This is a genomic window from Paraburkholderia sp. SIMBA_027 (assembly GCF_046535315.1).
GTDB classification, from domain to species: domain Bacteria; phylum Pseudomonadota; class Gammaproteobacteria; order Burkholderiales; family Burkholderiaceae; genus Paraburkholderia; species Paraburkholderia tropica.
Window position 1 is genome coordinate 1 of the sequence record NZ_JAWRWY010000318.1, and the last position, 300, is coordinate 300.

Here is a 300-nt window from a genome sequence, read left to right on the forward strand (position 1 = left end):
CCTATGGAAGGATTGCTCCGTAGGGTGAGCTGGGCGTTGGACTGTGGTGCCGACGTCGACGACGATACGCTGCTCCAAGCAGCCTTCCACGCTGCCAAACGGCTGGAGAATCCGTTGGCACTGGCGGCCGCGCGCCAAGTCCGCTCGGAGGCCCTTCAGCCCCGCGCACGCGCAGTGATGGCCATGGTCCATTACAACGACGGTGATTACCGCAGTGCCGTTGACGTGCTGGGGGCGGACTGCGGTTTCCTCCAGGGCGACGCTGCGGACGACGTCGACGGCGCTGCTGCTGATGCTGTG

1 protein-coding gene is annotated in these 300 nt (G+C 65.7%); it reads left to right on the forward strand.

Going from position 1 to position 300, the window contains the following annotated elements:
• Window positions 1-24 precede the first annotated feature (24 nt).
• Window positions 25-300: hypothetical protein (locus tag SB764_RS39255; protein ID WP_410866644.1), on the forward strand; the 276-nt coding region annotated here is incomplete at its 3' end.